The 764-nt window shown below is 62.7% G+C and carries 1 protein-coding gene; it reads right to left on the bottom strand.

Going from position 1 to position 764, the window contains the following annotated elements:
- Positions 1–581: 581 nt before the first annotated feature.
- On the bottom strand, positions 582–764 hold a 183-nt coding region (locus tag A5692_RS26265), incomplete at its 5' end, for a sensor domain-containing protein (RefSeq protein ID WP_197514573.1).

The raw sequence follows: 764 nt of genomic DNA, 5'->3' as shown, positions 1-764 counted from the left end.
CTGGACAAAATCTCGGAGAAGATACCCCGATAGACCCGGGAGAATCGGAATACTTTGTGCAGGATCCGGGAGGAGTACCATGACAGGACTGCTGAGGTTTTAACAACCGTACCTCGTTGACTTTTAGGACCTCACCCCTTATCGGTTCAGCTCGATTGGAATCTCACTCATGTCGAAATTGACACGTTTGGCCGCAGGAGCAGCGATCGCCGGAGCGCTCACCGCGGTATCCGGCGGCCTGGGCGACACGGTGGCGCGCTCCGATCCGTCTCTTCCATGTCCGCAGATCGCGCGTTGCGACCCCGGCTGGGGCGGAGAACCGCTGGCCACACCCGATAGTCCCGCAGCTGTCAGCTCGCCCTCGGGCGGCCAAGCGATGGCCACGCCCGCTAGTCCCGAAGCCGTCAACACCCTGTCTGGCGCCCAACCGATGGGCACGCCCGATAGCCCTGGAGTAGTCAGCGGTTTTTCGGGCGGCCAACCGCTGAGCACTCCGGATAGCCCGCATCGCGCACCGGCCCCGAAGCCGTAACGCCGAGAACATCGTGCGGCCCCGGGCCAGGCAGGAGTCGTGAAAAGCTCTAGCCCGGTATCTTCTCCGACATCTTGTCCAGAATTGTCGCGGTGGCCGGAGCGCCATTGCCGTATTGGCACACCTGCGCAGTGATGATCACATTGTTCTTCGCGCGCGCCACGTTGGGGCAGATCCAACCGGTGGGCTTCCCGTCCTGCAGTTCCGTCGCGGTCCACGTCAGATCCTTGCC

It is taken from the genome of Mycobacterium sp. E342 (assembly GCF_001667665.1).
GTDB lineage: Bacteria > Actinomycetota > Actinomycetes > Mycobacteriales > Mycobacteriaceae > Mycobacterium.
The sequence above is the reverse complement of the archived record's forward strand: the minus strand, read 5'-3'. Positions and strand labels throughout refer to the sequence as shown.